Below are 20,754 nucleotides of genomic sequence, written 5' to 3'. Positions count from 1 at the left end.
GCGATATAACGGCTAGTTGCTACTAACAAGGCACGCTTGGCCAACTTTCTTCAAAGAATTGTGACCTACCGAAGACAAAGAGATTAAATTATCGTCAGAATTGACGGGGATGAGCGGTCGATCCTGAAGATGAACCGCTATGTGAGACTATCTTCGATAAACCTCGCGGCGATTTCCGACTCGGACAATCAGAATTCGTATGGCGCTATCTTCGATGTGCGCTATGACTCGGCAGTCTCCGACCCGATATTTCCAGAAATCACCGAGATCAGAACCCTTCAAAGCCTCTCCGATGGAGCGCGGATTGTCCAGCTTAGCAACACGCTCATGAAGAAATTTAAGAATGCGGCGCGCAGTCTCATGTCCAAGCTTTTCGAGTTCGCGCTCCGCAGATCGCTGAAACTCAATCGTCCACGCCATAGCGTGCCATTAACTCAGCCAGGGAAACGGTATCGCTCTCGCCCCGGCGAAACTCTTCCAAGCGCTTCTCCGCGAGATAGATATCCTCAAGGTCGTCCAGGTGCTCCAGGATCGCCTCACGGGCATAAAAGCTTTTACTACGCCCGGTACGCTTGGCGAGCTCATCGAGCCTTGCTTCAATTTCCGGCGGAAGCCGTAGGGCCAACATCATCTTCTCTCCAAAGTGCTATACAAATATAGCATTCCGGAACCCACCGACCAACCGCTTTCGTCATTACAATAGAACTATCTCTTGCCCCGCTTCCACGCCATCACGGTGCCCAACCTCTGAATTGCCGCACGCAGCTTGTCGTCCTCGATGCCGTCCATCATGTCTTCCAGCTTTCGCGCCGCCTCGCCCTTCAGCGGCGGCGGCGTGCGCGAGCGTTTGGAGGCAATGGAGACCGGCTTCTGAACGATGCGGATTTGGCTGACGGCGTGGAAGCCAAAGAAACCATTGATGCGCTGGATGAGTTCGCCCTGCGCATGGGTCAGAAACAAGGCGCGGGCGCCCTCGCAGGCTATGGTCAGCACACCGGGCTGGTAACCGCCATCGTCGCCCGAGCCGCCACGCTTGGCCCAGGCGATCTTTTCCGGCCGCGTACATTCGGCGAAATCCTCGCCGGCGATCTCGTCCCAGGAACCGAGCAGCGCGGTATTAATTCCCGCACGCTTCGCCAGAACGGGATCAATGATACCGTTGGTCAGCTCGGAAATCTGTTTTTCGCCGCGACGCGGCATTTTTGACAGACGATATTCGCTCATTTTGAGGTTATAGGTCGCTTCCCAGCGTCAGAACGAAGCATTGGCGCGGCAGGAATGTCAAAGAGAACTGCCTTTTCTGTTTTGCAAAAGAGCACGAAATAATCTCCACTCTTTCACTGCATTGTTGCGCATCAGTTGCGTTGCAACAAGACCAAGAAGGAAAAATCCCAAGGCCAGTAGCTGTAGGGGAAATGCGCCCTTCTCACCTGTGTGCCAAGCTGCAACGAGCAACACAACCGACGACGCGGCGTAGACGCTTAGCGCCATTACAAAGAAGATGAGCGCACCGAAAGCATGATAAAGCATTTAAGAGCGATCCGAGCGCTTCTCTTGCTGCGGCCGCAATTCTTGTTTGAGATAAGCGATGACAACCTTAAATGGTTGTGTGTGCGATAACTTCCACATCATACAATAGACGAGCGACAAGAAAAGAATTTCTAAGACGCAGATATTCAGAAGCCCCAGGTTGGGACTCGCATTCAATAGACGATCGAAAAGCTCGATAAGCATGGTGAATTCTCCTTCATCTCCAGCGTTTAGGGGGTCTCATATTTTCCGACTTTCACTTCTCGAGCAATTGCGTCTAGAGAGTTGGATGTAATCGCTTCACCGATAGGAAATTATGGATATTTTACCGCAGATATCGTCCCTGAGCGGAGAGCTTCTTTCCTGGTACGACCGTCATCACCGCGACCTGCCCTGGCGGATTTCGCCGCCGATGGCTGCGCGCGGCATCCGGCCCGATCCTTATCATATCTGGCTGTCGGAGGTGATGCTGCAGCAGACCACGGTGCCGGCGGTCAAAGCCTATTTCGCCAAATTCCTGAAACGCTGGCCGACGGTTCGTGATCTTGCGACGGCGCCTACCGACGATGTCATGGCCGCCTGGGCCGGGCTTGGCTATTATGCCCGCGCCCGCAATCTCAAGAAATGCGCGGAGGCCGTGGCGGCAGAGCATGGCGGGCAGTTTCCTGAAACCGAGGATGGGCTGCGGGCCTTGCCGGGGATCGGCGACTATACGGCTGCGGCGGTCGCGGCCATCGCATTCAACCGGCAAGTGGCTGTCATGGACGGCAATGTCGAGCGCGTCATCTCCCGCCTTTACGCCATCGCCACACCCTTGCCGGCCGCCAAACCATTGATGAAGCAGAAAGTGGCGCTGCTAACGCCAGCCGATCGCCCCGGTGATTTCGCGCAGGCGATGATGGATCTGGGCGCGACGATCTGCACCCCGAAACGGCCGGCCTGTTCGCTCTGTCCCTTCAACAATGCCTGCGAGGCATTGCGGCTGCATGATCCCGAACATTTTCCGGTCAAAGCGGCAAAGAAGGAAAGGCCGGTACGCCAGGGTGCCGCTTTCGTGGCGGTGAATGGCGATGGCGAGATTTACCTGCGCCGGCGCATCGCCAGCGGCCTTCTCGGCGGTATGACCGAAGTGCCGACGACCGGCTGGACGGCACGTATCGACGGCGAGACCAGCGCCACCGCCGCTCCCTTTCCGGCTGATTGGCAGGTAGCAGGCACCGTTACGCATGTCTTCACCCACTTCGAATTACGGCTATCGATCTATCGCGCCCAGGTGGCATCGAAGATTGCCAGCAATGACGGATGGTGGGAGCCGGTTACAAATCTTGAAGCGCAGGCCTTGCCGACCGTCATGAAAAAAGCGATCGCACAGGCTATTCCACGCGCATTCAGTAAAGCCAGCACTTACATATCAGGGCATAATTCATGACCACGGAAATCCGGCACATCGTCTTCGACATCGGCAAGGTGCTTGTTCACTACGATCCGAGCATCCCCTTTAACCGCATCATCCCGGATGACGCGGAGCGAGCCTGGTTCCTCGCCAATGTTTGCACAAATGAATGGAATATCGAGCAGGATCGTGGCCGGACGTGGGAAGAGGCCGAAGCGTTGCTGATTGCTGAGCATCCCGAGCGGGAAGAACATATCCGCGCCTTCCGCAAGAATTGGCACGATATGGTGCCGCATGCCTACGACGATAGCGTCGCCATCCTGGAGAAGCTGATTGCCGAGGGCCGTGACGTCACGATGCTCACCAATTTTGCCTCCGACACGTTTCGCGAAGCGCAGACACGCTTTGATTTCCTCTCCAAGCCGCGCGGCGTCACCGTGTCCGGCGACATTGGCCTGATCAAGCCGGATGTTGCAATCTACGAGGCGCATGTGAAAAGTTTCGGTCTGGACCCGGCCTCCACCATTTTTATCGACGATTCGCTCGCCAACGTCGAAGGTGCAAAAGCCGCGGGTTGGAATGCAGTCCATTTCACCGGCGCCGAGAAGTTGCGCGGCGATCTCGCCGCCTACGGCATCGAGGTTTGAGCTATGGTTTTCGATCCGGCAGAACGCATCACCCTCTTTCATGACGCGATCAACAGGCTCGACTACGAAGCAATCGAGAACTTCTTCGAGGAGAATGCCACCTATGTCTCCAACGGCGTCGGCAGCCTTGCCGGCCGCGAGGCGATCATGGAGGCATTTCGGGGATACTTCGACACCTATCCGGATCAAACCGCCGTCAATTCCTTGGTGGAAACGCTGACGCCGCTTTCCGGCCGCTCTGTCTGGTCCGTCCGGGCGACAAACAGCAAGACCGGCAAACCACTCATCCGCGAGGGCGAGGAGACGATCACTTTCGATGAAGACGGACGCGTCATCCGGGTCGAGGTGACGGACTATCAGGAATTCTGAGCCAGAAGGCCCAAAAAAGCGCCCAGAGTTCGTAAACTCTGGGCGTCTCGCCTTCCTCCCTAACTGGAGGTACTCGACGGAAGAAGGCGGATGTGCGGATCCGGCTGCGGCATGATTCCGAAAACCGGGAAAGGCTTTCGGATAAGATCATGCCGCGCAAATAGTTGGGATTATTCAGCCTTGGCCAGATCGTTGCGGACGATCGAACGCAGCTCGTCGATCGGGCGCAGAGACTGCCCGTCGTCGAAGTGCCAGAACGTCCATCCGTTGCATGCATCAAGGCCCTGGACTTTCGCACCGAGGCGATGAATGGAGCCGGCCTCGCCGCCGGAGGCGACCGTGCCGTCGGCGCGCACGATGGCGCTATAGCGGCGCCTCGCATCCGTCAGCACCTGGCCGGGCTTGATGAGGCCGCTTTCGATCAGCACGTTGAAGGCGACGCGAACTTCAGCCTTCTTGCCGGTCATGACGGTCAGTTCCGCCTTGCCGAGCGGCTCGACAGCGGCGATGCGGGCGCTGGCCGCATCGATGTAATCCTGCTCACGCTCGATGCCGACGAAGTGGCGGCCAAGACGCTTGGCAACGGCGCCGGTGGTGCCCGAGCCGAAGAAGGGATCGAGAATGATGTCACCGGGTTTGGAAGACGCCATGATGACGCGGGCAAGCAGGGCTTCCGGCTTCTGTGTCGGATGGGCCTTCTTGCCATCCTGATCCTTCAAGCGCTCGCCGCCGCTGCAGATCGGGAACAGCCAGTCGGAGCGCATCTGCACATCGTCATTGGCTGCTTTCATGGCATCGTAGTTGAAGGTGTAGCCCTTGGCCTTGGCGTTTGGGCTCGCCCAGATCATCGTTTCATGGGCGTTCTGGAAACGGCGGCCCTTGAAATTCGGCATCGGATTGGTCTTGCGCCAGACGATGTCGTTGAGGATCCAGAAGTTCAGATCCTGCATCGTCGCGCCGACGCGGAAGATATTGTGATAGGAGCCGATGACCCAGATCGTGCCCGTCGGCTTCAGCACGCGACGGCAGGCAAGCAGCCAGGCGCGGGTAAAGGCATCATAAGCTTCGAAGGAGGCAAACTGGTCCCATTCGTCATCGACGGCGTCGACCAGCGACTGGTCGGGACGATGCAGCGTGCCGCCGAGTTGCAGATTGTACGGCGGGTCCGCGAAGATAACGTCGACGGAATGGGTGGGCAGTGCTTCAAGAGCGGCCACGCAATCGCCCTTGATGATCGTGTCGACCCAAGAGCCCGGCGTTGCGGAAGTCCTGAGGTCGGCAAGCGGGAAAACTGACGCCATGTGATACTCGCTGTTACACTTACTCGATACGATTAACTGAGTGTTATGGTTACCTAAGTTGGTTACCAAAGGCTAAAGCGAGCACCACATTTTGCAAATTCTCAAGCTTGCGCCGATTGTCCGTCGTCGCTTACGGTCCCCGATCCGTCATGTACCGCCCTGCTGTCCGCCGGTGCCTCGTCCCGCTCATTCATCCCGTAATCGCGCACCACATGCGCTATGCGCAGCCGATAGTCGGCAAATATCGCCCCTCGCCCGGCCTTCTGTGCCGCACGATGAGCTTCGCGATTGCGCCACTCCTTCACCGCCGCCTCGTCGCGCCAGAAGGACAGCGAGAGAAGCTTGCCGCGTTGCGTCAGGCTCTCGAAGCGCTCGATGGAGATGAAACCGTCGATCGTTTCAAGCTCCGCGCGCAGCTTGCCGGCAAGATCGAGATAGTGATGACGCTCGCCGAGATAGGGAACGACCTCGAAAATGACAGCGATCATGGCGTCACCTTCGGACCGTGCGGCAGCGACACGTTTTTCAGGAAGATGCGATCTTCCCTGAGGATGAAGCGTTCGCGGCAGGAGAAATCGTAGTTCGCCTTGCCGAGCGGGTCGGCTGCGAGGCGCGCGCGATAGGCTTCGTAAGCAGCCAGGCTTTCGATGTTGTAGACGCCGTAAGCGGTCGTCGCCGAACCCTCATGTGGGGCGAAATAGCCGATGAGATCAGCGCCGTTGCGTGGAATGACCTGGCCCCAGGCCTTGGCGTATTCGGCAAAGGCCTCCTTCTTGAACGGATCGATTTCGTAGCGGATGAAACAGGTGATCATGGTTTTCTCCTTTCGTGATGAAGATGTTCTCGCATATTGCGTGACGTCGATGCTTCGGTTACGATCGAAGTATGAAGGAAGGTCCTGACATAGCGCAGATCGGCGCACTCATCGGCGACCCGGCGCGGGCGAACATGCTCACCGCGCTGATGGGCGGCCGTGCTCTGACGGCAACGGAGCTGGCGGAGGTCGGCGGCATCACGCTGCAGACGGCGAGCACGCATTTGTCGAAACTCGAAGCAGGCGGGTTGCTTGCGCAACGAAAGCAGGGCCGACACCGCTATTTCGCGCTGGCCGACGATGGCGTCGGCAAGCTGCTCGAAAATATCATGGGCTTCGCCGCCACGCGGGGACACCTGCGCCATCGCCCCGGTCCGAAAGAACCGGCGCTGCGCAAAGCGCGCATCTGCTACGACCATCTTGCCGGCGATTACGGCGTGCGCATGCTTGACAGCCTGATCGCATCCGGCGCGATCTCGGCGCTTGATGACGGCTTGAGCCTGACGGAACGCGGCGAAACACAGCTTACCTCGATCGGCATAGACGTGACCGGGCTGCGCTCGACGCGGCGTCCGCTCTGCCGCTCCTGCCTCGACTGGAGCGAACGCCGAGCCCATCTCGCCGGCAGCCTTGGCAAGGCGCTGCTTTCCAATTTCTTCGACAAGGGCTGGGCGCGACGAACGGAAAACAGCCGTTCGATCCTGTTTACCTCGGAGGGCGAACGCCGGTTTCTGGCGCTATTTCCGATCGAAGCCGGCGAGATGGATAGAGGATAGGACAGCGCCTGCCTCTAGCCGCCGGAATGGTCACGTACCGGCGCATGGCTGGCACCGAGGGCAAGTGCAACTGCAACTTGACTTAGTGCATATGCACAAGCATAGTGTACCCATGCAAACCGAAGACGATCTTGGTCCCCTTGCGTGCCATTGCCTGATGACTAGGCAACTGGCGAGGCACGTCTCGAAACTTTACGAGCGGCATATGGCGCCGACCGGCATAACCAGCACCCAGTTTTCGCTCCTGAATTTCCTCCACCAGAATGGCCACCTGACCATGAACGAACTGGCGGCCGCGATGCTGATGGACCGCACGACCCTGCTGCGGGCCGTGAAGCCGCTGCAGCGACAGGGACTGATCATCAGCGTGCCGGAAACGGAAGGGAGTCGTCGGCTGATGTTGGAGCTATCGCCGGCGGGGCAAGGCAAGATCGCGGAGGTAGAGCCTTTCTGGCAGGCGGCTCAAGAGGAATATGAGGCGCAGGTCGGCCCATTGCATGCCAAAAGCCTGCGCAGCGACTTTTTCAACATGACCCATCACGGCTGACTCATTCTCAGTGAGGCCGGATAGGCTGTCGGCGGAATTGGGAGCAGATTCGTCCCGATAACCTCCCCGGAAGCCGACTTCGGGCCTTAAACTTTGGCCTATCCCTTCCGTCAGCGCACTTCTGCCATGCCTGCTGATTGGTTGAGCTTTGCCGGAGCATCGTGTAAAGCCGCACGATCCTTTTCAGAGCAGGCCCCAAAAGCGCTAAGCGGCTTTTGGATAAGGCATGCCAAATCCAGAGCTCCTTCAAAGGCAGTGTATTCTTATGGGCAATGGCTTCGACCTCATCATCTTCGACTGCGACGGCGTTCTGGTCGATTCGGAAATCATCGCGGCGGAAGTTGAATCCAAGCTCCTGACGGAAGCGGGTTACCCGATCAGCGCCGAAGAAATGGGCGAGCGTTTTTCCGGCATGACCTGGCAGAACATTCTGTTCGAAGTCGAGCGTGAGGCGAGCATTCCGCTGTCGGCATCGCTGCTCGACAAGTCAGAGAAGCTTCTGGACCTGAGGCTCGCCAATGACGTCAAGGCTATCCCGGGCGTTCCCCTCGCCCTGTCGCGCCTGCCGATCCCGCGTTGCGTCTGCTCGAACTCCAGCTCCGCGCGGCTCGAGATGATGCTCACCAAGGTCGGCTACAAGGAACTCTTTGCACCGCATATCTATTCCGCCAAGGATCTCGGCGCCGATCGCGTCAAGCCGAAGCCGGATATTTTCCTGCATGGCGCCAAGCAGTCGAACGTTTCGCCGGCCAACGTTATCGTCGTCGAAGACTCGGTCCATGGCGTCCAGGCGGCGCGCGCCGCCGGCATGCGCGTCATCGGCTTCACCGGCGCTTCGCACACCTACCCTTCACATGCCGACCGGCTGACAGATGCGGGTGCGGAAACGGTCATCTCCCGGATGGCAGATCTGCCCGGCGTGGTCATGGCGCTGGCGGAGTGGGAAGGCGTTTTGTGAGGCAATAGGCTCGGTCTTGCCTAGCTTCGTGCGAACGACTTTTTGTCGTTTTGAATCCTTAACGAGGCCAAATGGTATAAGAACGCGGGTTTACCAAAGGTGTTTTCGCCCCTGCTAGAAACAGGCCCCGTACGCACCGTATAGCGAGCCAAGCCAATGGCACGTAGCCTGCAAAGGTGGTGAAGACCAACCAAGTCCGAAGGCTCGTTACTTCGGCGGAAATTTTTCCGTGCATTAGGAATAACGTCGCCGCCTTGATGCCGAATACAGCGGCTTCTATCACCAGATAGGCCGCTGCACTGCGATACTGCATTTGATAATGAGACCTTTCCCAGTCATCTCCTTCGTGGAGCCTCCTCTTGGCGAAGAGCATCGCGACTATCTGAATAGGAAAGAAAAGTAATCCGAACAATATGATAGCGTAGTTCGATGGGACTCCACCCGTTTTCTTGACTACCGCTTCGATCATAAGCAGGGAACTTTCTTAGTTTTGGTCAAGCAATGCAGTTCAATATAACTTCGAGATCAATTTTAAATATTGGTATCTAATTTCAGCGAAGTTGCCCTCGCTAAATCACAGCTCGCGGTATCTGTTGCCGAAATCCGCAGACTTGAAACCAAGCCTGCAATCCTACTGCCTAAATCTCAGCCTTACTTATGCTTCTTATGAACAGGCTTCTGGCCTTTTTCCGGCTTCTGCGGCCCTTGATCGAATCCGACCTGGACCACGGTGAAACCGCCGGAGCCGCCAGCGACGTTGATGTCGTCATCGGTGAAGAGGAATTGCGTCGTGGTTTCGCCCGGCGGGATTTCGGCGGTGAAATTGACGGTCTTGCTATAGAGCGCGGTGCTGTTGTCCATGACGGCGACATGGATCGGTATGGTCACCTTGCCAGGGCCGCCCATCGGGCCGGCAACAAGGCGGCCCTGCGCAACGATATGGATGCTAAGGCTGGTGCCATCGGTCGTGCACTGGCGCGTCGCCTGGGCGAGCGATGCCTGATAGGTCAACTGGTTCGGATCATCCTTGGCGCCCTTGGCGTAGGTGCGATAGCTGGATGCCTCGTCGCGGATTACGACTTGCGGGCATTTGCCGGCGATATAGGCCTGGCCACCGGTCACCTGTGGCGCGGGGCTGGCAGATGACGCGTTGGCCGCCGTTGCCTGCGGCGCTACCGTCACATCCGTTCCGGACGGCTTGTCGCTACCGCCAAAACCAAGAGAATTACAACCTGCCAACAATGCCATAAGCGAAGCGGAGAAAAGACGACGCGAAACCTTGCCAAACACTATTATTCCACCCTCTGCAATAATTTACATTATCGGCCTGCAGCCTGTTCGACGGGCCTTTTATGACACTTGGCGATGGTCTATACCAGCGGCGCAGCGAAAAATCGATTGGGTAGGCACCGTTTTGGCTCACTTTTCGACGTCCACAGATTGGCGCAAGCCGCCGCCCGCCAGACTGAGCTGGGCGGGCATTGCACAAACGCGAAAACCACGCGGCTGATCCGACGCAAAAAGACGGGCTGCCATCGCTTCGTTCTTTTATTCTCTCACCCCACCACTCCGGCAATTTTGCGACCAAAGGAATTATAGACCGTGGACTATATCTCAACGCGGGGAGAAGCCCCTGCCCTTGGCTTCTGCGATGCCCTTCTGGCCGGCCTTGCGCGCGATGGCGGGCTCTATGTGCCCCGTGAATGGCCGACTCTTACGAAAAAAGAGATCCGCGCCTTCCGCGGCAAGAGCTATCAGGACGTCGCCTTCGCCGTGCTGTCGCCTTTCACCAACGGCGAAATTCCGGACGATGTCTTCCGGGGCATGATCGACGAGGCCTATGCCACCTTCCGCCATCCGGCCGTCGCGCCGCTGGTGCAGACAGGTCCGAATAGCTTCGTGATTGAGCTGTTCCACGGCACGACGCTTGCCTTCAAAGATGTCGCCATGCAGTTGCTCGCCCGGCTGATGGATTATGCGCTGGAAAAGCGCGGGCAGAGGGCGACCATCGTCGGCGCGACCTCGGGCGATACCGGCGGCGCGGCGATCGACGCCTTTGCCGGACGCGGACGCACCGACATCTTCATCCTCTTCCCGCATGGCAAGGTCTCGCCGGTGCAGCAACGGCAGATGACCACCTCAACGGCGGCCAATGTGCATGCGCTGGCGCTCAACGGCAATTTCGATGATTGCCAGAACCTGGTCAAAGCCATGTTCAACGACACCGCTTTCCGCGACCGCGTCAAACTTTCGGGCGTCAATTCCATCAACTGGGCGCGCATCATGGCGCAGGTGGTCTATTACTTCACCACGGCCGTCGCCCTCGGCGGTCCGGACAGGAAGATTTCCTTCACCGTTCCGACCGGCAATTTCGGCGATATTTTCGCCGGCTACGTCGCCAAGCGCATGGGTCTGCCCATCGACCGGCTGGTGATCGCCACCAATGAAAACGACATTCTCGCACGCACCTTGAAGACCGGCCGCTACGAGATGCGCGAGGTCAAGGCCACTACCGCGCCGTCGATGGACATTCAGATCTCCTCCAACTTCGAGCGGCTGCTGTTCGAAGCCTATGGCCGTGACGCATCGAAGGTGCGCGCAGCGATGGAAAGCCTGAAACAATCGAAGGGTTTTTCGATCGGCGAAGATGCCCTGAAGTTCATCAAGAGGGATTTCCGCGCCGGCCGCGCCAGCGAGAAGCAGGTCGCTGCGACGATCCGCGAAACACTCGACAACACCGGCTATCTCATCGATCCGCACACGGCCATCGGCGTCTTCGTGGCGGAGAAAAACGAGAAGTCATCAAGCCCGATGGTGACGCTTGCGACCGCGCATCCGGCAAAATTCCCCGCGGCAGTAAAATCCGCATGTGGTATTGACCCGGCGCTTCCGACGTGGCTTGCTGGATTGATGAACAGGGAGGAGCGTTTCGATGTCCTCGATCCCGAGCTGAAAGCCGTTGAAACTTTTATCGGCAAGCATGCCCGGGCCGGGGAATGATAGACGCAGAAAGACAGACGATGACAGTGGAGTGCACCCGGCTTGCGTCCGGGCTGACAATAGCGACCCAGACGATGCCACACCTCGAAAGCGTGGCACTCGGCGTCTGGATCAAATCGGGTTCGCGCAACGAAACCGAAGCGGAACACGGCATCGCGCATCTGCTCGAACACATGGCGTTCAAGGGTACGGCCCGTCGCACGGCGCGTGAGATCGCCGAGGAAATCGAAAATGTCGGCGGCGAAGTCAATGCCGCCACATCGACCGAGACGACCTCCTATTATGCCCGCGTGCTGAAGGATCATGTGCCGCTCGCCGTCGATATCCTCGCTGATATCCTGACCGAATCCGCCTTCGACGAAGATGAGCTGCAGCGCGAAAAGCAGGTCATCCTGCAGGAAATCAACGCTGCGAACGACACGCCCGACGACGTGGTCTTCGACAAATTTTCCGAAGTCGCCTATCGCGGCCAGACGCTCGGCCGGGCGATTCTCGGCACGCCGGAGACCGTCGTCTCCTTCTCGCCCGATCAAATTCGCGGTTATCTCAGCCGGAATTACACGACCGACCGCATGTTCGTGGTGGCCGCCGGCGCCGTCGATCATGAAAGCTTCGTGCGCCAGGTCGAAGAGCGCTTCTCCTCCCTGCCGACCAAACCGTCGGCGCCGCCCGTCATCGAGCCAGCCCGCTATATCGGCGGCAATATCCGCGAGACGCGCGACCTGATGGATGCACAGATCCTGCTCGGCTTCGAGGGACGCGCCTATCACACCCGCGATTTCTATTGCTCGCAGATCCTCGCCAACATCCTCGGCGGCGGCATGTCCTCGCGGCTGTTTCAGGAAGTGCGCGAGTTCCGCGGCCTCTGCTATTCCGTCTATGCCTTCCATTGGGGCTTTTCCGACACCGGCATTTTCGGCATCCATGCCGCGACCGGTGGCGAGAACCTGCCGGAACTGCTGCCGGTCATCGTTGACGAGCTGCATAAGTCCTCGCACAAGATCGAACAGCAGGAAATCGAGCGTGCCCGCGCCCAGATCCGCGCGCAGTTGCTAATGGGGCAGGAAAGCCCGGCGGCCCGCGCCGGCCAGATCGCGCGGCAAATGATGCTTTACGGCCGGCCGATTCCAAATCAGGAGATGCTGGAACGGCTGCAGGGCATTACCATCGACCGGCTGACCGATCTTGCCGGCCGCCTGTTCTTCGACACGGTGCCGACGCTGTCGGCGATCGGTCCGCTGGAGCAGTTGGCGCCGATGGAAGATATCGTCACATCCTTGTCATCGTCGACCCCCGCCTCCAAAAGCGCGAGTGGCTAAGACCGCATCGCGAGCCGATGGGTTCAATCTTTTGGGGAGTACTGGGCGGAATGCAAAAATCGGTCTTTCGGTTTCTGTCACGTCATCCGGACGCGGTCGAACTCGAAAACGCGACCTATCTGCTGCGTCTGCCGCGCTATTCCGACTTCAATCAATGGCACCGGTTGCGGGCCGAAAGCCGGCGCTTCCTGGAACCCTGGGAGCCTACCTGGCGACATGACGAACTGACCGAGGGCGCCTATCGGGCCCGTGTCATCCGGGGAAAGCAGGAATACAGTTCCGGCCAGGCGATTCCCCTTTTCATTTTTCTTAAAGAGAATATGACCTTGCTCGGCGGCATTACCATCGGTTACATCCGTCGTGGTGCTGCACAAAGCTGCATGATTGGCTATTGGATGGGCGAGCGGCATTCGGGCCAGGGCCATATGTTCGCCGCACTTCAGTTGGTTATACCCTATATCTTTTCGGGACTTGAGTTGCACCGTATTGAAGCAGCCTGTATTCCGGATAATGAGCGTAGCATGCGGCTTTTGGAAAAGGCCGGTTTCCAACGGGAAGGTCATTTGCGCGGTTATCTAAAAATTAACGGTCAGTGGCGTGATCACGTGATGTTTTCCCGGTTGGCGTCCGACGTCGACCCGAGCAGAAAATCCGACAAACGATGACCGCCGATCTCACGCCGACCCCGCCATTGGCCAAATGGTTGTCCGCGATCCTCGCGACGCTCACGGCTGTGCTGTTGTTCTTCCTTGCCGGCATGGCGCACGCAGCCGAACCCGTGAAGATTTCGCGCGACGACACCGCGCTTGACCTGACAGCGACGACCGAGATCTACACCAATCAGGGCGAGGCCTTTCAGGTTTCCACCGCAGCCGGCGCCGACGGCATTCGCCGCCGTATTGAGGTACGCTCTTCTTCGCCGAACCATCAGGGCGACTGGGCCGTCTTTGCACTCGCCAATGTCTCGGAAGAGCAGCTCGAACGCGTCATCGTCGCGCCCCACTTCCGTCTGGTGAACTCGAAATTGTTCTGGCCGGATCTCGGCTCGCAACGCATTATCGCGATCACGCCGAGCGAAGGCTTTGCCCTCGACCGGCAGCCGAGCGACGAGGCGGATGTTTTCCGCATCACGCTGAACCCCGGCGCGGTCGTGACTTTCGTCGCCGAACTCTCCTCACCCAGCCTGCCGCAGCTCTATCTCTGGGAGCCGAATGCCTACAAGGATACGGTCAACGCCTTCACGCTCTATCGCGGCATCGTGCTTGGCATTGCCGGTCTGCTGGCGGTGTTCCTGACCATTCTCTTCGTCGTCAAAGGCACCTCGATGCTGCCGGCGACGGCCGCGCTTGCCTGGGCGGTGCTCGGCTATATCTGCGTCGACTTCGGTTTCCTCGGCAAACTTATCAGCATCACTTCCAGCGATCAGCGAATATGGCGCGCCTGTGCGGAGGTGGCGCTCGCTTCGAGCCTGGTGATCTTCCTATTCACCTATCTGAACCTCAATCGCTGGCATGCGCATCTGGGCTATGTGACCCTTGCCTGGGTACTCGGTCTCGCCCTTCTCTTCGGCGTCGCGATCTATGATCCGTCGATCGCGGCCGGTGTCGCGCGGCTGTCGTTGGCACTGACGGCAACCGCGGGCCTGCTGCTGATCATCTATCTCGGCTTCAGCCGCTATGACCGCGCCATTCTGCTGGTGCCCGCCTGGGCGCTGATCCTGGTCTGGCTGTTCGGCGCCTGGATGACGATCACCGGCAAGCTCGACAACGACATCATCCAGCCGGCGCTCGGCGGCGGCCTCGTTCTGATCGTGCTGCTGATCGGGTTTACGGTGATGCAGCACGCCTTTGCCGGCGGCGCATTTCAGCAGGGCCTGTTTTCCGATCTCGAGCGGCAATCCTTGGCGCTCACCGGCTCCGGCGATACGGTTTGGGATTGGGACGTGGCACGCGACCGCGTGGTGACGACACCGGATATCTCGATGAAACTCGGCCTGTCGCCCGGCACCATGCATGGCGCGGCGCGCAACTGGCTGCCGCGCTTGCACCCCGACGACCGCGACCGCTTCCGCGCGACGCTCGACGTGCTCCTCGAACACCGCCGAGGCCGGCTGAACCATGAGTTCCGGATTCGCGCCGAAGACGGGCATTTCCACTGGCTGTCGATCCGCGCCCGGCCGGTGCTCGGCTCGAACGGCGAAATCATCCGCTGCGTCGGCACCGTCGTCGACGTCACCGAGCAGAAGAATTCGATCGAGCGGCTGCTGCACGACGCGCTGCACGACAATCTGACTGGCCTGCCGAACCGCCAGGTCTTCATCGACCGCCTGCAGGCCGTTCTCACCTTGGCACCGGAAGGCAATCAGGTGCGTCCGACTGTGATGGTGATCGACATCGACCGCTATAAGCTGGTTAACGATACACTCGGTGTCGCTGCCGGCGACAATATCCTGATCGCGCTGACGCGGCGCCTGCGCCGCCTGATGAAGCCGCAGGACACGCTGGCGCGGCTTTCCGGCGATCAGTTCGGCCTTATTCTAGTTTCCGAACGCGACCCGGCGAAGGTTGCCGATTTCGCCGATGCGATCAGCAAGGCGATCATGGTGCCAATCAATTTCGCCAATCGCGAAATCATCCTGACGGCTTCGATCGGGCTGACCTCCTGGGTCGACCAGCAGGAGAGCGCGACCGGTCTCATGAGTGACGCCGAGCTTGCCATGTACCGCGCCAAGCGCGCTGGCGGCAATCGCGTCGAACCTTTCCAGCCTGCGTTCCGCAGCTTCGGTACCGACCGCCTGCAGCTTGAAACGGACCTTCGCCGCGCCGTCGAGCGCAAGGAACTGTCGCTGGTTTATCAACCGATCGTTCGGCTGGAAGATGCCGAAATCGCCGGTTTCGAGGCGCTGATGCGCTGGGAGCATCCGAAACGCGGCAATATTCCGCCGTCGGAATTCATCCCGATCGCCGAGGCTTCCGACATTATCGGCCCGCTCGGCATGTTTGCGATGGAGCAGGCGACCAATGACCTGATGGGCTGGCAGCGCCAGACCGGCGACCTGCCGCTCTTCGTTTCCATCAACCTGTCCAGCGTGCAGCTCCTCAACAATGAGCTCTATGACGATATCCGCGCCCTGCTCGCCAAAACCCATTGCGAGCCGAACCGCATCAAGCTCGAATTGACGGAATCGCAGGTGATGGAGAATCCGGAACAGGCCCGCCTTGTGCTGGGCAAGCTGCGCGAAGCAGGCATCGGCCTGGCGCTTGACGATTTCGGCACCGGTTACTCCTCGCTCTCCTATCTCACCCGCTTCCCGTTCGACACGATCAAGCTCGACAAGGCGATGGTGCGTGATGAAAGCGACAAGAAGGCCGTGCTTCTGCGCTCGGTGATTTCCATGGCGCGCGAGCTCAACATGCGTGTCGTCGCCGAAGGCATCGAGTCGGAAGAGGATGCGCTCGAACTCGCCAAGATGGGCTGTGCCTATGGCCAGAGCTTCATCTTCGGTCCGCCGATGGGCTCGGATTCAGTGGTGCGCCTGCTGAAGGAACGCTTTCCGCTGACGAAGCGGGCGTAGCCGGCGCCCTCGCCTATCAGTGAGAGGCCTGTACGGCGCTTGCGCTTCGGGCCTCCTTTCCTCGTTTGCAGAGAAGGCAGATCATGCCTCTGCAATCACCTGTCGGATATATTCCAGCTTGGTGACGACCGGCGGCGACAGGATGAAGGGATAGGAATCCGGCTGCCCCATGCTGCGCTGGATGGAATTGATCGCGACGCTCAGCGGAATCCAGGCGCTGACGAGTTGTTCGGCGCTCTCAGCTTTATAGGGATTGAAATCCACCTCCGCCGCCATTTCGTGATAGCCGCGAGGATCGACCGCAAGACCGAAGGAGCGGGCGGTCTCAAGCGTGTCGACGATGTGGAGGTAATGCGCGAAACACTCGGCAAAATCTTCCCAGGGGTGGGCACTCGCATAGGCGCTGATGAAATTGTCCTGCCAGTTTGGCGGCGGGCCGTTGTCGTAGTGTTGCTGTAGCGCCGCGCCGTATTCCACCCGCTCATCGCCGAACACGACGCGAAAGGCATCGAACCGATTGCGGTCGCGGATCAACTTGTTCCAGATGAAGTGGCCGGTCTCGTGGCGGAAATGGCCGAGCAGCGTGCGGTAGGGCTCGTTCATCGACGTGCGGGCCTGTTCGCGCGTCACATCATCGGCCTCGGCGGCGCGGATGGTGATCAGCCCCTCCTCGTGGCCGGTCCTGGCCGGCACAACAGTGCCGCCCTGCACCTCGTCCTCGAGGAAGTCGAAGACCAGGCCACCCTCGGGATCCTGCCGGCAATCGGGGTGCGGCAGATGCCAACGCAACAGCGAATAGAACAGATGCCGCTCGGCCTGGCCGATGCGCCGCCAGCGGTCTACGCCTTGCCGCGTGTCGGTATTCGGCACCAGCCGGTTGTGACGGCAGGCGATGCAAAAGGGTTCTGGGTCACCGGCCTCAACCATCCAATTGCAGATATCGAGTGCGGCATTGGCGCAGAAGCGGACGAGACGGGTCGGGTCGGCGACTAGGCGCCAATTCGATCCATCCGCCTCCAGCGCATACATCGCAAGACGTTCGGGAACAAAGCCGAGCTGATAGCCGCAGCGCACGCATTGCCGGTTATCGAAATGGACCGGCTGGCCACAATGGTCGCAGGCGAAAAGCCTCATGCAAAGCGCTCCAAAACTTGGCCATGACGAACAGAAAAAGAGCCCGTCGCGAGTTTCGTGACAGGCTCTTTCACTGCGCCGCGCATGCGACAGCACGCGAAAGGACGCAGCACTTAACTTGGCGCGTAGCGAACTATCGGATCAAATCCGGTGTGCCGCGCCCTTGGCTTTCTCCTTGGCCTTGCCAACGGCCACTTGGGCCTTACCTTTAGCCTTCTGGGCCGTGCCTTCGGCGTGCATGCTCTTGCTCTTCGTGGCCTTGCCGGCAACCTGTTTGGCCTTACCAGCGGCCTCGTTGGCTTTGCCGGATACCTTGTCACTCATGCTGCCCATAGCGAACGCCTCCTCATTCGGCACCGGCGGGCTTGCCGGTGCGGTGACAGGGAAACGTCACTATCAATATTTCGTTCCACAAGGGCGTGGACGGCTCAGGCGTGCCCCGCATGCGGCGACAGCATGGCGGCGTTGATGCCCATCAATGCCAGCGCTCGTTCATACTTGTCGTCGAGGCTGCGGTCGAAGATCAGCTCTTCATTGGCTGGGCAATTGAGCCAGCCGTTATTGCTGATTTCCGCCTCCAACTGACCTGCGCCCCAGCCGGCATAGCCGAGCAGCATGGTGGCGCGCTTCGGCCCGCCGCCCTTGGAAATGGCGCGCACGATATCCAATGTCGCCGTCAGGCTGATATCGTCGCTCACCGGAATACTGCTGTCGCTGATGTAGTCGTCGGAATGCAGGACGAAGCCACGGCCGCTTTCGACCGGCCCCCCCGTTTGGATCGGGAAATCACGGGCGACCGGCGGCAGAAGAATAGCATCGTCATCCTTGATCATTTCAAGATGCAGCAGCACATCGGTAAAGGTCAGGTTCTGCGCGCGGTTGATGACGAAGCCCATGGCGCCGGCAGCGGAATGAGCACAGATATAGATCACTGTGCGATGGAAATTCCGGTCTTCCATACCCGGCATGGCAATCAGGAACTGGCCGTCGAGAAAACCTCTTTCGCTCTTATTCTTCAGCGTCGATAGGGACATCGTACCTCCTGACTGCAGTCTGTAACTGCGCCCCTCGAAGAGAAGATGGGGCAATGTCATAAATCAATCAACTGAAAATGATCATTTCTTTTTCGCGTCGTTCTGGCACAGGCCTGCGCCATCCGGTAAATCCTTGTTCCATGATCGGAAAACTCTTTTTTATCCCACTGTTAACAACACTGGCCGCCGCAACACTGGCTGGAGGCACCGCCCATGCCGCCATGAGCGACTGGGCAAACAATGAGGGCGGTCGCATGCGGCTGGTGGCGCTGGCGCCGGATGCTCAGGGTCATATCCGCGCCGCTCTGCAGATCGAGCCTGCACCCGGCTGGATCACCTATTGGCGCGAGCCCGGCGAAAGCGGAATTCCGCCGCAGGTGAGCCCGACGCCCGATAGCGGCGTTGCGCTGGAAAAGACGAGCTTTCCCACGCCCAAACCGATCACCGTCGGCGCGATCCAGGAAATCGGCTATGATGCGCCAGTGACATTGCCGCTTGACTTCCGTCTCACCGGCAAACAGCCATCGACACTCCACCTCACCGCCTTTATCGGGCTCTGCAAGGACATCTGCATTCCCTTCCAGGCCGAATTTTCGCTGCCGCTATCGGCGGCCGGCCAATCGACGCCGCATGAACAAGCCTTGCTGGACGCTGCCAACGCCTCGCTGCCGCAGGCTCCTTCTGCGGATTTTGCCGTCGAAAATCACCGACTTTCGCCCGATGCGAAGACCCTTTCGCTGCGCCTGACGCTGCCGGAGACAACAGGAAGCGCTCCATCGATCTACGTGACCGGCCCGACCGGCTATGTCTTTTTCAAACAGGCCAACGGCACACGCGACGGCAAGACTTTTGCGACCGACATCGCGATTGGAAAGCTTCCTAAAAATTACGATATCAAGGGCAAAAGCTGGGGCATCCTTGTCATCGACGGTGAACGCGCCATGGAAACCACGCTTGCGTTCGAATAGCGCGGATCTATAGTTTCGCCCAACCATTTTCATTCAAAGGGCGGCGGTTCGGCCGCCTAAATTGTGACCCAAGGAGAATGCCATGACCATCGCTGTTGGCGATAAACTGCCTGCCGCCACCTTCAAGGAAAAGACCGCCGACGGCCCGGTCGAGATCAGCACCGAGCAGCTTTTTGCCGGCAAGCGCGTCGTGCTTTTCGCCGTTCCCGGCGCCTTTACGCCGACCTGCTCGCTGAACCATCTGCCGGGCTATCTGGAAAACCGTGACACCATTCTCGCCAAGGGTGTCGACGACATCGCTGTCGTTGCGGTCAATGATTGGCATGTCATGGGTGCCTGGGCGCAATCCTCAGGCGGCATGGGCAAGATCCACTTCCTTGCCGACTGGGACGCCTCTTTCGCCAAAGCCCTCGGCCTCGACATCGACCTCTCCGCCGGCGGCCTCGGCATCCGCTCCAAGCGCTATTCCATGCTGGTGGAAGACGGCGTGGTGAAGTCGCTCAACATCGAGGAAAGCCCCGGCCAGGCAACGGTTTCCGGCGCGGCAGCGATGATCGAGCAGCTTTAGGTTTCGACAGAGGGGCAAAGGAGTGCGAGGAGCGCTGCTTTGCCTCAATCATCATGATGAAAATGGCTGTCGAGATCGCGATGGCCTTCGAGTACCTTTAAGACCTCAAAAACATCGCCGACATAGTGAAAGAAGATTACGTAGCCCCGGAAGGCATAGCTACGTATGTCATGCCGGAGTTCTGGTCTGGGACGTCCCATATGGCCAGGTAGCGACGCAAGATCAGAGCACTTACCGCGCAACGCGGTCGTAAATTTCAGAGCTATTTTCTGACTGCCGCTCTCATGTGCGATGAATGTCAGGATATTGAGAATGTCGTTTTGCGCGTCTCTCGTGTAACGCAGCCGAGCCACTCAATACCCCTCTTTGGCGAGTTCTGCAGCTCTAGCATCCAAAGCGGCCCCGAGCTCCTCATCGGAGATGTCGCCGCCTGCAGCAATCGACGCCTCCAAAGTGCGGCGTAGCGAAGCAAGTTTTGCTTCGCGCTCCTCGACGAGTCGCAAACCTTCGCGCACCACCTCGCTCGCAGAACTGTAGCGCCCTTCTTTAACGGCTTTCTCCACGAACTTTTCCAAACGCTCTCCGATAGAGACATTCATGAGTTTGCTCCGGTAATCTCGATATCCGATAACAATATATGCCCTATATATAGCATTCCTGCCAGATTTCACAGTTTCGGATTGCGTTGCAACGGCTCGAACCCTGTCATCGCCACTTTTTTGCCGTATTCCCTTCGCAACAAGACGTAATGTTATTACATTATGCGAGTTGCCACATGCCTTTCCGAAATAATCCCTTTGCCTCCTCCTTAATTGGCCGTTC

At 58.9% G+C, this 20,754-nt stretch carries 26 protein-coding genes; 12 read left to right on the top strand and 14 right to left on the bottom strand.

Annotation, left to right across the window (positions count from 1 at the left end; genetic code table 11):
• Nucleotides 1-147: 147 nt before the first annotated feature.
• From C9E91_RS05620 to C9E91_RS05605, 4 genes are all read right to left on the bottom strand, one after another.
• Complete coding sequence (locus C9E91_RS05620; protein WP_107107384.1) at nucleotides 148-420, bottom strand: type II toxin-antitoxin system RelE family toxin; 273 nt, start codon at nucleotides 418-420, stop codon at nucleotides 148-150.
• Nucleotides 404-628, bottom strand: coding sequence for a type II toxin-antitoxin system RelB family antitoxin (relB, locus tag C9E91_RS05615; RefSeq protein WP_028750684.1), 225 nt, complete (start codon nucleotides 626-628; stop codon nucleotides 404-406). The genes C9E91_RS05620 and relB overlap by 17 nt, the downstream gene beginning before the upstream one ends.
• Nucleotides 629-705: 77 nt before the next feature.
• Nucleotides 706-1,224 (bottom strand): DUF721 domain-containing protein, encoded by a 519-nt coding sequence (locus C9E91_RS05610; RefSeq protein WP_245407431.1) that lies wholly within the window; start codon nucleotides 1,222-1,224, stop codon nucleotides 706-708.
• A 57-nt stretch (nucleotides 1,225-1,281) separates the two neighbouring features.
• Nucleotides 1,282-1,530 carry a hypothetical protein gene (locus tag C9E91_RS05605; RefSeq protein ID WP_107107383.1) on the bottom strand — a complete coding sequence of 83 codons (249 nt, stop codon included), beginning with the start codon at nucleotides 1,528-1,530 and terminating at the stop codon, nucleotides 1,282-1,284.
• A 316-nt stretch (nucleotides 1,531-1,846) separates the two neighbouring features.
• On the opposite strand from C9E91_RS05605, the gene mutY reads away from it, so the two are divergent.
• From mutY to C9E91_RS05585, 3 genes are read left to right on the top strand one after another with little or no spacing between them, the layout of a single operon-like run.
• On the top strand, nucleotides 1,847-2,959 hold the full coding sequence (mutY, locus tag C9E91_RS05595; RefSeq protein ID WP_107107381.1) for an A/G-specific adenine glycosylase: 1,113 nt from the start codon (nucleotides 1,847-1,849) through the stop codon (nucleotides 2,957-2,959).
• Nucleotides 2,956-3,570, top strand: coding sequence for an HAD family hydrolase (locus C9E91_RS05590; RefSeq protein ID WP_107107380.1), 615 nt, complete (start codon nucleotides 2,956-2,958; stop codon nucleotides 3,568-3,570). The genes mutY and C9E91_RS05590 overlap by 4 nt, the downstream gene beginning before the upstream one ends.
• A gap of 3 nt (nucleotides 3,571-3,573) precedes the next feature.
• A complete protein-coding gene (locus C9E91_RS05585) occupies nucleotides 3,574-3,939 on the top strand; it encodes a YybH family protein (protein ID WP_107107379.1) in 366 nt (121 codons plus the stop codon).
• Between the two features lie 170 nt (nucleotides 3,940-4,109).
• On the opposite strand, the gene C9E91_RS05580 is transcribed toward C9E91_RS05585, so the two are convergent.
• The 3 genes from C9E91_RS05580 to C9E91_RS05570 form a co-directional block, all read right to left on the bottom strand.
• Nucleotides 4,110-5,240 (bottom strand): site-specific DNA-methyltransferase, encoded by a 1,131-nt coding sequence (locus tag C9E91_RS05580; protein ID WP_107107378.1) that lies wholly within the window; start codon nucleotides 5,238-5,240, stop codon nucleotides 4,110-4,112.
• Between the two features lie 101 nt (nucleotides 5,241-5,341).
• Nucleotides 5,342-5,728 (bottom strand): antibiotic biosynthesis monooxygenase family protein, encoded by a 387-nt coding sequence (locus C9E91_RS05575; protein ID WP_107107377.1) that lies wholly within the window; start codon nucleotides 5,726-5,728, stop codon nucleotides 5,342-5,344.
• On the bottom strand, nucleotides 5,725-6,054 hold the full coding sequence (locus tag C9E91_RS05570) for an NIPSNAP family protein (RefSeq protein ID WP_107107376.1): 330 nt from the start codon (nucleotides 6,052-6,054) through the stop codon (nucleotides 5,725-5,727). The genes C9E91_RS05575 and C9E91_RS05570 overlap by 4 nt, the downstream gene beginning before the upstream one ends.
• A 71-nt stretch (nucleotides 6,055-6,125) precedes the next feature.
• Here C9E91_RS05570 and C9E91_RS05565 point away from each other — a divergent pair, with 71 nt between their 5' ends.
• The 3 genes from C9E91_RS05565 to C9E91_RS05555 all read left to right on the top strand — a co-directional run bounded on the left by C9E91_RS05565 (nucleotide 6,126) and on the right by C9E91_RS05555 (nucleotide 8,335).
• Nucleotides 6,126-6,830 carry an ArsR/SmtB family transcription factor gene (locus tag C9E91_RS05565; protein ID WP_107107375.1) on the top strand — a complete coding sequence of 235 codons (705 nt, stop codon included), beginning with the start codon at nucleotides 6,126-6,128 and terminating at the stop codon, nucleotides 6,828-6,830.
• 205 nt (nucleotides 6,831-7,035) lie between these two features.
• On the top strand, nucleotides 7,036-7,377 hold the full coding sequence (locus C9E91_RS05560) for a MarR family winged helix-turn-helix transcriptional regulator (protein ID WP_181316018.1): 342 nt from the start codon (nucleotides 7,036-7,038) through the stop codon (nucleotides 7,375-7,377).
• Between the two features lie 265 nt (nucleotides 7,378-7,642).
• The gene (locus C9E91_RS05555; protein ID WP_107107373.1) at nucleotides 7,643-8,335 is read left to right on the top strand and encodes an HAD family hydrolase; all 693 of its coding nucleotides are present in this window, start codon (nucleotides 7,643-7,645) and stop codon (nucleotides 8,333-8,335) included.
• Between the two features lie 58 nt (nucleotides 8,336-8,393).
• Here C9E91_RS05555 and C9E91_RS05550 read toward each other — a convergent pair whose 3' ends face one another.
• Nucleotides 8,394-8,804 carry a hypothetical protein gene (locus C9E91_RS05550; RefSeq protein WP_107107372.1) on the bottom strand — a complete coding sequence of 137 codons (411 nt, stop codon included), beginning with the start codon at nucleotides 8,802-8,804 and terminating at the stop codon, nucleotides 8,394-8,396.
• A gap of 182 nt (nucleotides 8,805-8,986) precedes the next feature.
• Entirely contained in the window at nucleotides 8,987-9,517 is a 531-nt protein-coding gene (locus C9E91_RS05545) for a hypothetical protein (RefSeq protein ID WP_245407430.1), read from the bottom strand.
• Between the two features lie 420 nt (nucleotides 9,518-9,937).
• On the opposite strand from C9E91_RS05545, the gene thrC reads away from it, so the two are divergent.
• The 4 genes from thrC to C9E91_RS05525 are packed head-to-tail and all read left to right on the top strand — an operon-like array spanning nucleotide 9,938 to nucleotide 16,228.
• On the top strand, nucleotides 9,938-11,335 hold the full coding sequence (gene thrC, locus C9E91_RS05540) for a threonine synthase (protein WP_107107370.1): 1,398 nt from the start codon (nucleotides 9,938-9,940) through the stop codon (nucleotides 11,333-11,335).
• Nucleotides 11,336-11,355: 20 nt separating this feature from the next.
• Nucleotides 11,356-12,654 (top strand): M16 family metallopeptidase, encoded by a 1,299-nt coding sequence (locus tag C9E91_RS05535; RefSeq protein ID WP_107107493.1) that lies wholly within the window; start codon nucleotides 11,356-11,358, stop codon nucleotides 12,652-12,654.
• A 50-nt stretch (nucleotides 12,655-12,704) separates the two neighbouring features.
• Nucleotides 12,705-13,319, top strand: coding sequence for a GNAT family N-acetyltransferase (locus tag C9E91_RS05530; RefSeq protein WP_107107369.1), 615 nt, complete (start codon nucleotides 12,705-12,707; stop codon nucleotides 13,317-13,319).
• A complete protein-coding gene (locus C9E91_RS05525) occupies nucleotides 13,316-16,228 on the top strand; it encodes a sensor domain-containing phosphodiesterase (protein WP_107107368.1) in 2,913 nt (970 codons plus the stop codon). Before C9E91_RS05530 ends, C9E91_RS05525 begins: the two co-directional genes overlap by 4 nt.
• Nucleotides 16,229-16,309: 81 nt before the next feature.
• On the opposite strand, the gene C9E91_RS05520 is transcribed toward C9E91_RS05525, so the two are convergent.
• The 3 genes from C9E91_RS05520 to C9E91_RS05510 all read right to left on the bottom strand — a co-directional run bounded on the left by C9E91_RS05520 (nucleotide 16,310) and on the right by C9E91_RS05510 (nucleotide 18,396).
• Complete coding sequence (locus C9E91_RS05520) at nucleotides 16,310-17,362, bottom strand: zinc-binding metallopeptidase family protein (RefSeq protein ID WP_107107367.1); 1,053 nt, start codon at nucleotides 17,360-17,362, stop codon at nucleotides 16,310-16,312.
• Between the two features lie 141 nt (nucleotides 17,363-17,503).
• Nucleotides 17,504-17,695, bottom strand: a complete 192-nt coding sequence (locus C9E91_RS05515) for a CsbD family protein (protein WP_107107366.1) — start codon at nucleotides 17,693-17,695, stop codon at nucleotides 17,504-17,506.
• A gap of 95 nt (nucleotides 17,696-17,790) precedes the next feature.
• Nucleotides 17,791-18,396, bottom strand: a complete 606-nt coding sequence (locus C9E91_RS05510; protein ID WP_107107365.1) for a YqgE/AlgH family protein — start codon at nucleotides 18,394-18,396, stop codon at nucleotides 17,791-17,793.
• A gap of 221 nt (nucleotides 18,397-18,617) precedes the next feature.
• Between C9E91_RS05510 and C9E91_RS05505 the strand changes: the two genes are divergently transcribed.
• Both C9E91_RS05505 and C9E91_RS05500 read left to right on the top strand, forming a co-directional pair.
• Nucleotides 18,618-19,364, top strand: coding sequence for a protein-disulfide reductase DsbD domain-containing protein (locus C9E91_RS05505; RefSeq protein WP_245407429.1), 747 nt, complete (start codon nucleotides 18,618-18,620; stop codon nucleotides 19,362-19,364).
• Between the two features lie 82 nt (nucleotides 19,365-19,446).
• Nucleotides 19,447-19,932 (top strand): peroxiredoxin, encoded by a 486-nt coding sequence (locus tag C9E91_RS05500; RefSeq protein WP_107107363.1) that lies wholly within the window; start codon nucleotides 19,447-19,449, stop codon nucleotides 19,930-19,932.
• A 44-nt stretch (nucleotides 19,933-19,976) separates the two neighbouring features.
• Here the strand turns inward: C9E91_RS05500 and C9E91_RS05495 are convergent, their stop codons facing one another.
• The gene (locus tag C9E91_RS05495) at nucleotides 19,977-20,285 is read right to left on the bottom strand and encodes a type II toxin-antitoxin system RelE/ParE family toxin (RefSeq protein WP_107107362.1); all 309 of its coding nucleotides are present in this window, start codon (nucleotides 20,283-20,285) and stop codon (nucleotides 19,977-19,979) included.
• The gene (locus tag C9E91_RS05490; protein WP_107107361.1) at nucleotides 20,286-20,531 is read right to left on the bottom strand and encodes a type II toxin-antitoxin system ParD family antitoxin; all 246 of its coding nucleotides are present in this window, start codon (nucleotides 20,529-20,531) and stop codon (nucleotides 20,286-20,288) included.
• Between the last annotated feature and the right edge of the window lie 223 nt (nucleotides 20,532-20,754).

The organism is Rhizobium sp. SEMIA4064, assembly GCF_003025035.1.
Taxonomy (GTDB): Bacteria; Pseudomonadota; Alphaproteobacteria; order Rhizobiales; family Rhizobiaceae; genus Rhizobium; species Rhizobium paranaense.
The sequence above is the reverse complement of the archived record's forward strand: the minus strand, read 5'-3'. Positions and strand labels throughout refer to the sequence as shown.

Coding starts and splice junctions, on each gene's coding strand:
- C9E91_RS05620 (WP_107107384.1), bottom strand. CDS start 420: ATGGCGTGGACGATTGAGTTTCAGCGATCTGCGGAGCGCGAACTCGAA.
- relB (WP_028750684.1), bottom strand. CDS start 628: ATGTTGGCCCTACGGCTTCCGCCGGAAATTGAAGCAAGGCTCGATGAG.
- C9E91_RS05610 (WP_245407431.1), bottom strand. CDS start 1,224: ATGAGCGAATATCGTCTGTCAAAAATGCCGCGTCGCGGCGAAAAACAG.
- C9E91_RS05605 (WP_107107383.1), bottom strand. CDS start 1,530: ATGCTTTATCATGCTTTCGGTGCGCTCATCTTCTTTGTAATGGCGCTA.
- mutY (WP_107107381.1), top strand. CDS start 1,847: ATGGATATTTTACCGCAGATATCGTCCCTGAGCGGAGAGCTTCTTTCC.
- C9E91_RS05590 (WP_107107380.1), top strand. CDS start 2,956: ATGACCACGGAAATCCGGCACATCGTCTTCGACATCGGCAAGGTGCTT.
- C9E91_RS05585 (WP_107107379.1), top strand. CDS start 3,574: ATGGTTTTCGATCCGGCAGAACGCATCACCCTCTTTCATGACGCGATC.
- C9E91_RS05580 (WP_107107378.1), bottom strand. CDS start 5,240: ATGGCGTCAGTTTTCCCGCTTGCCGACCTCAGGACTTCCGCAACGCCG.
- C9E91_RS05575 (WP_107107377.1), bottom strand. CDS start 5,728: ATGATCGCTGTCATTTTCGAGGTCGTTCCCTATCTCGGCGAGCGTCAT.
- C9E91_RS05570 (WP_107107376.1), bottom strand. CDS start 6,054: ATGATCACCTGTTTCATCCGCTACGAAATCGATCCGTTCAAGAAGGAG.
- C9E91_RS05565 (WP_107107375.1), top strand. CDS start 6,126: ATGAAGGAAGGTCCTGACATAGCGCAGATCGGCGCACTCATCGGCGAC.
- C9E91_RS05560 (WP_181316018.1), top strand. CDS start 7,036: ATGGCGCCGACCGGCATAACCAGCACCCAGTTTTCGCTCCTGAATTTC.
- C9E91_RS05555 (WP_107107373.1), top strand. CDS start 7,643: ATGGGCAATGGCTTCGACCTCATCATCTTCGACTGCGACGGCGTTCTG.
- C9E91_RS05550 (WP_107107372.1), bottom strand. CDS start 8,804: ATGATCGAAGCGGTAGTCAAGAAAACGGGTGGAGTCCCATCGAACTAC.
- C9E91_RS05535 (WP_107107493.1), top strand. CDS start 11,356: ATGACAGTGGAGTGCACCCGGCTTGCGTCCGGGCTGACAATAGCGACC.
- C9E91_RS05530 (WP_107107369.1), top strand. CDS start 12,705: ATGCAAAAATCGGTCTTTCGGTTTCTGTCACGTCATCCGGACGCGGTC.
- C9E91_RS05525 (WP_107107368.1), top strand. CDS start 13,316: ATGACCGCCGATCTCACGCCGACCCCGCCATTGGCCAAATGGTTGTCC.
- C9E91_RS05520 (WP_107107367.1), bottom strand. CDS start 17,362: ATGAGGCTTTTCGCCTGCGACCATTGTGGCCAGCCGGTCCATTTCGAT.
- C9E91_RS05515 (WP_107107366.1), bottom strand. CDS start 17,695: ATGGGCAGCATGAGTGACAAGGTATCCGGCAAAGCCAACGAGGCCGCT.
- C9E91_RS05510 (WP_107107365.1), bottom strand. CDS start 18,396: ATGTCCCTATCGACGCTGAAGAATAAGAGCGAAAGAGGTTTTCTCGAC.
- C9E91_RS05505 (WP_245407429.1), top strand. CDS start 18,618: ATGAGCGACTGGGCAAACAATGAGGGCGGTCGCATGCGGCTGGTGGCG.
- C9E91_RS05500 (WP_107107363.1), top strand. CDS start 19,447: ATGACCATCGCTGTTGGCGATAAACTGCCTGCCGCCACCTTCAAGGAA.
- C9E91_RS05490 (WP_107107361.1), bottom strand. CDS start 20,531: ATGAATGTCTCTATCGGAGAGCGTTTGGAAAAGTTCGTGGAGAAAGCC.